Annotated in this window: 7 protein-coding genes; 3 read left to right on the top strand and 4 right to left on the bottom strand. The window is 63.8% G+C overall.

What is annotated here, in order from left to right:
* Window positions 1-67: 67 nt before the first annotated feature.
* From GYA94_RS22885 to fdhD, 3 genes are all read right to left on the bottom strand, one after another.
* Window positions 68-547, bottom strand: coding sequence for a YMGG-like glycine zipper-containing protein (locus GYA94_RS22885; RefSeq protein ID WP_054890280.1), 480 nt, complete (start codon window positions 545-547; stop codon window positions 68-70).
* 233 nt (window positions 548-780) lie between these two features.
* Window positions 781-3,126 (bottom strand): FdhF/YdeP family oxidoreductase, encoded by a 2,346-nt coding sequence (locus GYA94_RS22880; protein WP_161893155.1) that lies wholly within the window; start codon window positions 3,124-3,126, stop codon window positions 781-783.
* 5 nt (window positions 3,127-3,131) lie between these two features.
* Window positions 3,132-3,962 carry a formate dehydrogenase accessory sulfurtransferase FdhD gene (gene fdhD / locus GYA94_RS22875; RefSeq protein ID WP_161893154.1) on the bottom strand — a complete coding sequence of 277 codons (831 nt, stop codon included), beginning with the start codon at window positions 3,960-3,962 and terminating at the stop codon, window positions 3,132-3,134.
* Between the two features lie 178 nt (window positions 3,963-4,140).
* On the opposite strand from fdhD, the gene lysM reads away from it, so the two are divergent.
* On the top strand, window positions 4,141-4,581 hold the full coding sequence (lysM, locus tag GYA94_RS22870; protein ID WP_054913526.1) for a peptidoglycan-binding protein LysM: 441 nt from the start codon (window positions 4,141-4,143) through the stop codon (window positions 4,579-4,581).
* A gap of 130 nt (window positions 4,582-4,711) precedes the next feature.
* Here lysM and yrfG read toward each other — a convergent pair whose 3' ends face one another.
* Window positions 4,712-5,374, bottom strand: a complete 663-nt coding sequence (gene yrfG / locus GYA94_RS22865; RefSeq protein WP_161893153.1) for a GMP/IMP nucleotidase — start codon at window positions 5,372-5,374, stop codon at window positions 4,712-4,714.
* Window positions 5,375-5,438: 64 nt separating this feature from the next.
* Between yrfG and nudE the strand changes: the two genes are divergently transcribed.
* Both nudE and cysQ read left to right on the top strand, forming a co-directional pair.
* The gene (gene nudE / locus GYA94_RS22860) at window positions 5,439-6,005 is read left to right on the top strand and encodes an ADP compounds hydrolase NudE (RefSeq protein WP_029885608.1); all 567 of its coding nucleotides are present in this window, start codon (window positions 5,439-5,441) and stop codon (window positions 6,003-6,005) included.
* Window positions 6,002-6,820: a 3'(2'),5'-bisphosphate nucleotidase CysQ gene (gene cysQ, locus GYA94_RS22855; RefSeq protein WP_161893152.1), complete on the top strand. Its 819-nt coding sequence runs from the start codon at window positions 6,002-6,004 to the stop codon at window positions 6,818-6,820. Before nudE ends, cysQ begins: the two co-directional genes overlap by 4 nt.
* The last annotated feature ends 25 nt before the right edge of the window (window positions 6,821-6,845 follow it).

Genomic DNA, 6,845 nt, shown 5'->3' with positions numbered 1-6,845 from the left:
ACGCTTAACTGACAGGCATTAGCCGGAAGGGGCGGGGTTCTTGTTGCCGGGGCAGGGCCCTCAGGCCTTAGTCGCGCCAGTGGCGCTTGTGCTTGCGGTGGCCGTAGTGATGGCCACGGTCGTAGTGGCGACGGTCGTCGTAGCCACGGCGGTAGCGACGGTCGTCATGGCGCTCATCGGCGTCGGCCTTGTTGCCCAGGTAGTTACCCAGCGCACCACCAGCACCGCCGCCGGCAGCCGCGCCGATGTAGCTCCCGGTAGTACCGCCTACCGAGCGACCCACCACGTTACCGCCTGCCGCGCCCAGGGCACCGCCAATAGCGGCTTCACCGCGCTGGCGCTTGTCGGCACCCAGCGCACCGCCGGCCGCACCGCCCAGACCGGCACCAATGGCGCCGCCAGTGCTACCGCCGATGGAGTTACCGACAACGGAGCCCAGTACCCCACCCAATGCGCCGCCAATGCCGGCCTCGGTGGTGCCGCCTGCCATGGCAACGCCGCTGAGCAAGCTGAAAGACAACAACAAAATCGAGGAGTACTTCTTCATCAAGAGAGCCTCATAAGGATGACGAGGCGAATTTGAGGGTAAGCGAGGTGGCTGGCAACGGAAATCCGACGAGTAACACGAGTTGTACACAATTCTGTAAGTGACTGTATTTGTTGTGAAACTTAAACCGTTTTCGGCTGTCTGAGGTCTTTATGGCAAAAGCCCTGAACCTTGCGGAACAGGGCTTTTTGGTTTTTGGCGTTGGGGCTTCTGGCCTCTTCGCGGCAACTTTATTACAGAATACGCCCGTCGTCCCGCGCCCGCTCCAGCTTGATGGCGATGAACTTCGAGGTTGGCGTATGGCTGCCATCGCCAATGCTCTCCAGCGGCACCAGCGGGTTCACCTCCGGGTAATACGCCGCCGCCTGCCCGGCCGGAATATCGAACGCCAGCAGGGTAAAGCCCTGCACCCGGCGGACGTGTTCATCCCCCCACAACGATACGATGTCGACCTTCTGCCCCGGCTGGAAGCCCAGGCGGATGATGTCGGCTTCGTTGGCGAACAGCACCTCGCGTTGGCCGCGCACGCCACGGTAGCGGTCGTCCAGGCCGTAGATGGTGGTGTTGTACTGATCGTGCGAGCGCATCGACTGCATGATCAGGTCCGGTAACTGGCCGCTGGCACGCACACGCTCGTCAAGCAGCGTATCGGGCAGCAGGTTGGCCTTGAAGTTGGCGCGGCCGGTGTTGGTCTTCCATGTGCGGCTGGCGGCGTTATTGCCCAGGTAGAAGCCGCCTGGGTGTTGCAGGCGTTGGTTGAAGCCGCTGAAGCCTGTGATGGTGTCGGCGATCAGGTCGCGAATGCGCGCGTAGTCGGCGACCAGCCAGTGCCAGTCCACGGGTTTCTTGCCCAGCGTAGCGGCGGCGATGCCAGCAATGACCGCCGGCTCCGAGCGCATCTGCGAAGACAGCGGTTTGAGCTGGCCGTTGGACGCGTGCACCATGCTGAACGAGTCTTCGACCGTTACCGCTTGTGGCCCGTCGGCCTGCAGGTCGATGTCGGTACGGCCCAGGCACGGCAAAATCAGCGCTTGCTTGCCATGAACCAGGTGGCTGCGGTTGAGCTTGGTGCTGATGTGCACGGTCAGCTCGCAGTTGCGCAGCGCCTGCGCCGTGCGCTCGGTGTCCGGCGTGGCCTGGGCGAAATTGCCGCCCAGGCCGATGAACACCTTGGCCCGGCCGTCGAGCATGGCGTGAATCGCTTCGACCGTGTTGTGGCCGTTGTGCCGTGGCACGGGGAAGCCGAAGCGCTTTTCCATGGCCTCGAGCAGCGCCATGGGTGGGCGCTCGTTGATGCCCATGGTGCGGTCGCCCTGCACGTTGCTGTGGCCACGTACCGGGCACAGGCCTGCGCCTGGTGCGCCGATATTGCCGCGCAGCATCTGCAGGTTGACGATTTCCTGAATGGTCGGCACCGAGTGGCGGTGTTGGGTGATACCCATCGCCCAGCACATGATGACCCGCTCGGCGCGGCAGTACATGCGCGCGGCCAGCTCGATGTCGGCCATGGGCAGGCCGGATTGCGCCTGGATGTGGTCCCATGGCGTGGCATCTACCACGGCCAGGTAATCGTCCACGCCATGGCCGTGCTCGGCGATGAAGGCATGGTCGAACACCGCCGGTTCACCCTTGGCCTGGGCTTCACGCTCCCATTGCAGGGCGAACTTGGCCATGCCACGCAGCAGCGCCATGTCGCCACCCAACGCCGGGCGGAAGAATGCCGTGTTGGTTGGGCGGTCGCTGTTGGTCAGCATTTCCAGCGGGTTCTGCGGGTGCTGGAAGCGCTCCAGGCCCCGCTCTTTGAGCGGGTTGATGCAAACTACCTGAGCGCCACGTTTCACCGCGTCGCGCAGCGGGTCGAGCATGCGCGGGTGATTGGTGCCGGGGTTCTGGCCCCAGACAAAAATCGCGTCGGCATGTTCGAAGTCGTCGAACGTGACCGTGCCTTTGCCCACCCCGATGCTTTGCCCCAACGCCACGCCGCTGGCTTCGTGGCACATGTTCGAGCAGTCGGGAAAGTTGTTGGTACCGAAGGCGCGCACGAACAGCTGGTAGAGGTAGGCTGCTTCGTTGCTGGCCCGCCCCGAGGTATAGAACTCGGCCTGGTCAGGTGTGGCCAACTTGTTCAGCTCGCGGGCGACCAGGGCAAAAGCGGCGTCCCAGCTGATCGGCTGATAGCGGTCGCTGGTTGCGTCGTAGACCATCGGCTCGGTGAGGCGGCCCTGGTACTCCAGCCAGTAGTCGCTTTGCTGCAGCAGGGCGGTGACGCTGTAACGGGCGAAGAAGGCAGCATCTACACGGCGCTTGGTGGCCTCCCAGTTCACGGCCTTGGCGCCGTTCTCGCAGAACTTGACCATGCCGCTTTCTGGCGAATCGCCCCAGGCGCAGCCTGGGCAGTCGAAACCGCCGTTCTGGTTGGTCTTGAGCAGGGCGCGAATGTTCTTCAGCGCGTTATCGCTGCCGACCCAGGCCTTGGCCACGCTGCGCAGCGCACCCCAGCCACCGGCAGGGCCGTGGTAGGGCTTGTAGCGAGGGGTTGAGGCTGGGGCATTGTCCGGTAGGTGCTGGTACGAGGTCACGACTGTTACGACTCCGCCGCCGGGCTGTAGACCCGCGGTGCGCTGTGCTTGGGTAGATGAATGAGGTTGAGGTTGTGCTTGCGCGCCCACTGCAGGGCAAGCCCGGTGGGGGCGGACAGGCTGACCAAGGTTTGGATGCCGGCGCGCAGCACCTTCTGGATCAGTTCCAGGCTGCAGCGGCTGGTGACGATCGCAAGGCCGCCCTGGCTGTCGATGCCCTGGCGCAGCAGCGCGCCGATCAGCTTGTCGAGGGCGTTGTGCCGGCCAATGTCTTCACGGCCCAGCAGCAGTTCGCCGTCGCGGTCCATGAACAGCGCGGCATGCACCGCCCCGCAGTGCTGGCCCAGCGGCTGAAATGCATCGATGCGCTCGCGCAGGCCCACCAGCCACGCTGCCGGTGGCAGCGGCGCACCGGGCAGCACGGCCAGTTCTGGCAACGCCTGCTCCAGCGCCTCGACCCCGCACAGGCCGCAGCCGCTGGTGCCGGCCAGCTGCCGGCGCTGGTTTTTCAGGTTCCAGAAGGCTCGGCTGGATATTTCCACGTCTGCATACAGGGCCGAGCCACTGCCCGAGAGCTTCAGGTCGTAGATTTCCGTGGTGCCTTCGACGATGCCGCTGCCCACGCTGAAACCGACGGCGAAGTCTTCCAGGTCGGTCGGGCTGACCAGCATCACTGCCTGGTTGAGGCCGTTGTAGACGATGGCCAACGCAACCTCTTCGGCCAGCGGCGTGCTGTCACCTTTACCGTCGCTGAGCTGGACGTATGCGTAGGTGTTGCTGGGCGCCGGCAGGGACAAGGGCGATGAGGCCGTGCAGACCGGAGGTTTGCTGTTCATCGGGGCAGGCTGTTCATTCGGCGGCTTGGTGTAGCACAAGCCTAGGCGCGTGGGCCTGTGGCGTCTAATCGCTAGCCTCTATCCCTTGATAGAGCGCGTCGATTGGTCGCAGGCAGGCGGCATGAGCAAAGCTGGCCTAGACTGCTGGGTTCGAGGTTTCGTGAACAAGGAGAGTGCTATGAGCTTGATCAGTTTCGTGAAGGAAGCAGGCGAGAAGTTGATCGACCTGCTGACCCCGGGCAATGCCAAAGCCGAAGAGCAGTTGAAGAAACACGTGGAGAATGTCGGCCTCGGCAACCCGAACATCACGGCGACCGTGGAGGGCGACAAAGTGATCCTCAAGGGTGAAGTCGCGAGCCAGGAAGAGAAGGAGAAGATTGTGCTGGCGGCGGGCAACATCGAGGGTGTGGCCAGCGTCGATGACCAGATCACTGTGACCGGCCCGGTCGTGACAGCCGCACGCCTGGTCACGGTCAAGAAGGGTGACACGCTGTCGGCGATTGCCCTGGTGGTGTATGGCAATGCCAATCAGTACAACAAGATCTTCGAGGCCAACAAGCCGATGCTCAAGCACCCGGACAAGATCTATCCGGGGCAGGTACTGCGTATTCCTGACTGATTTTTGCAGGCTTTATTGGCCCTATCGCCGGCAAGCCGGCTCCCACAAGGTTGCTGCAAGGCGTGAGGCCGGTGGTCACCTGTGGGAGCGGGCGTGCCCGCGAACACCGGCGTAGCCGGTGCCAGGGCGCTTACAGGCCAATCAATAACTCCCGGTAATCCTCGACCGCAGCAAACTCTTCAGTATCGCGCGGCTGCGCCTGGCTATCGGGCTGGCGTACAGCCAGCAGGTGCGCCACACCAAAGCGCCGTGCGCTGCGCAGTATCGCCAGAGTGTCATCGATGAACAGGCTACGCCCCGGCTCAAAACCGATGTCCGCCTGCAAGGCGTCCCAGAACTGTGGGCTTTCCTTCGGGTAACCATAGTCATGCGAGCTGATCAGCCGCTCGAAATACGGTGCCAGCTCCACCCGTTCGAGCTTCAGCGACAGCGAATCACGGTGCGCATTGGTGATCATCACCACGCGCTTGCCGGCATTTCGAATCGCCGCCAGGAACGTGTCGGCATCCGGGCGCAACGCGATCAGGTCGGCAATTTCCCGCTTCAGCTCCCGGATCGGCAGGTGCAGTTCGCGGCTCCAGAAGTCCAGGCAGTACCAGTTCAGCGTGCCGGCATTGCGCTCGAACAGCGGCTGCAGCTCCATTTCCGCCATGGCCCGGCTCACGCCATGCAGCTCTGCATAGCGCTGGGGCAGGTGGTCGAGCCAGAAGCGGTTGTCGTAATGCAGGTCGAGCAGGGTGCCGTCCATATCCAGCAGGACGGTATCGATGGCAGACCAGGGAAGAACAGGCATGGGAAACTCTCGATCAGTCGGCAAGCCACGGTATAGTAACCCGTTCACGCCAAGGAGCCGCCCCATGCGCCAGAAACCCACCGTCCTCAGCCGCGAAATCGTCGCCAGCAGCCGCCTGTTCCGCGTAGAGGCTGTGCAATTGCGCTTCAGCAATGGTGCCGAGCGCACCTATGAGCGCCTGGTAGGCCGGGGTAACGGCTATGGCGCGGTGATGATCGTGGCCATGCTCGACGCCGAGCACGCCGTGCTGGTGGAAGAGTATTGCGGTGGTACCGACGAGTACGAGCTGTCGCTGCCCAAGGGCCTGATCGAGCCCGGCGAAGATGTGCTGGCAGCCGCCAACCGCGAGCTCAAGGAAGAGGCCGGGCTTGGCGCGCGCCAGCTTGAGCACCTGACCGAGCTGTCGCTTTCGCCGGGCTACATGAGCCAGAAAATCCAGGTTGTGCTGGCCACCGATCTGTACGAAGAGCGCCTGGAGGGCGATGAGCCGGAGCCGATGCGGGTCGACAAGGTCAACCTGCGCGAGCTGTCGGCCTTGGCCATGCACCCGCAGTTCACCGAAGGCCGCGCCCTGGCGGCGCTGTACCTGGCGCGTGACCTGATGATTCAGCGGGGGCTGCTGGCGCTATGAACGACAATCAACTGATGCGTGAAGTGGTCAAGTTGGCGTTGACTGCGGGCGAGGCGATCCTGCCGTACTGGCGTGCCGATGTGGCAGTGACCAACAAGGCCGATGATTCGCCGGTGACTGCCGCCGACCTGGCAGCGCATCGGGTGATTGCCGATGGCCTGCTGGCGCTGGCGCCGCAGATTCCGGTGTTGTCCGAAGAGGACTGCAACATTGCGCTGGCCGAGCGCCAGGGCTGGAGCCGCTGGTGGCTGGTGGACCCGCTGGATGGCACCAAGGAATTCATTGCCGGCAGCGAGGAATTCACAGTCAATATCGCCTTGATCGAAAAAGGCGAGGTGGTGTTCGGCGTGGTATCGATGCCCACGAATGGCCGCTGCTACTTTGGGGGCCGCGTATTGGGGGCCTGGCGGGCAGACGCGGGTGAGGCGGCCCGGCCGATCCAGGTGCGCAACGCTCCGCCAGCGGGTGAGCGGTTTACCGTGGTCGCCAGCCGCCGGCACTCCAGCCCCGAACAGGAAGCATTGTTGGCGGGCCTGGGTGCGGCAGTGGGTGAACTGGAGCTGGCCAATATCGGTAGCTCGTTGAAGTTCTGCCTGTTGGCCGAGGGCAGCGCCGATTGTTATCCACGCCTGGCGCCGACTTCGCAGTGGGATACGGCGGCGGCCCAGGGTGTGGTGGAAGGGGCGGGGGGTGAAGTGATCGGGCTGGACGGTTTGCCGTTCCGTTACCCGGCGCGCGAGTCTTTGCTCAACCCGTATTTCCTGGCGTTGCCGGCCAAGGCAGCGTGGCGCCAGGCCTTTCTTGAGCTGATCTAGCGGGCCTGGCCTGTAGGAGCGGCCT

It is taken from the genome of Pseudomonas juntendi (assembly GCF_009932375.1).
Taxonomy (GTDB): domain Bacteria; phylum Pseudomonadota; class Gammaproteobacteria; order Pseudomonadales; family Pseudomonadaceae; genus Aquipseudomonas; species Aquipseudomonas juntendi.
This window is presented reverse-complemented; position numbering and strand designations above follow the sequence as displayed.

Excerpts from the sequence above, each read along its gene's own strand:
- GYA94_RS22885 (WP_054890280.1), bottom strand. The coding sequence starts at position 547 with ATGAAGAAGTACTCCTCGATTTTGTTGTTGTCTTTCAGCTTGCTCAGC.
- fdhD (WP_161893154.1), bottom strand. The coding sequence starts at position 3,962 with ATGAACAGCAAACCTCCGGTCTGCACGGCCTCATCGCCCTTGTCCCTG.
- lysM (WP_054913526.1), top strand. The coding sequence starts at position 4,141 with ATGAGCTTGATCAGTTTCGTGAAGGAAGCAGGCGAGAAGTTGATCGAC.
- yrfG (WP_161893153.1), bottom strand. The coding sequence starts at position 5,374 with ATGCCTGTTCTTCCCTGGTCTGCCATCGATACCGTCCTGCTGGATATG.
- nudE (WP_029885608.1), top strand. The coding sequence starts at position 5,439 with ATGCGCCAGAAACCCACCGTCCTCAGCCGCGAAATCGTCGCCAGCAGC.
- cysQ (WP_161893152.1), top strand. The coding sequence starts at position 6,002 with ATGAACGACAATCAACTGATGCGTGAAGTGGTCAAGTTGGCGTTGACT.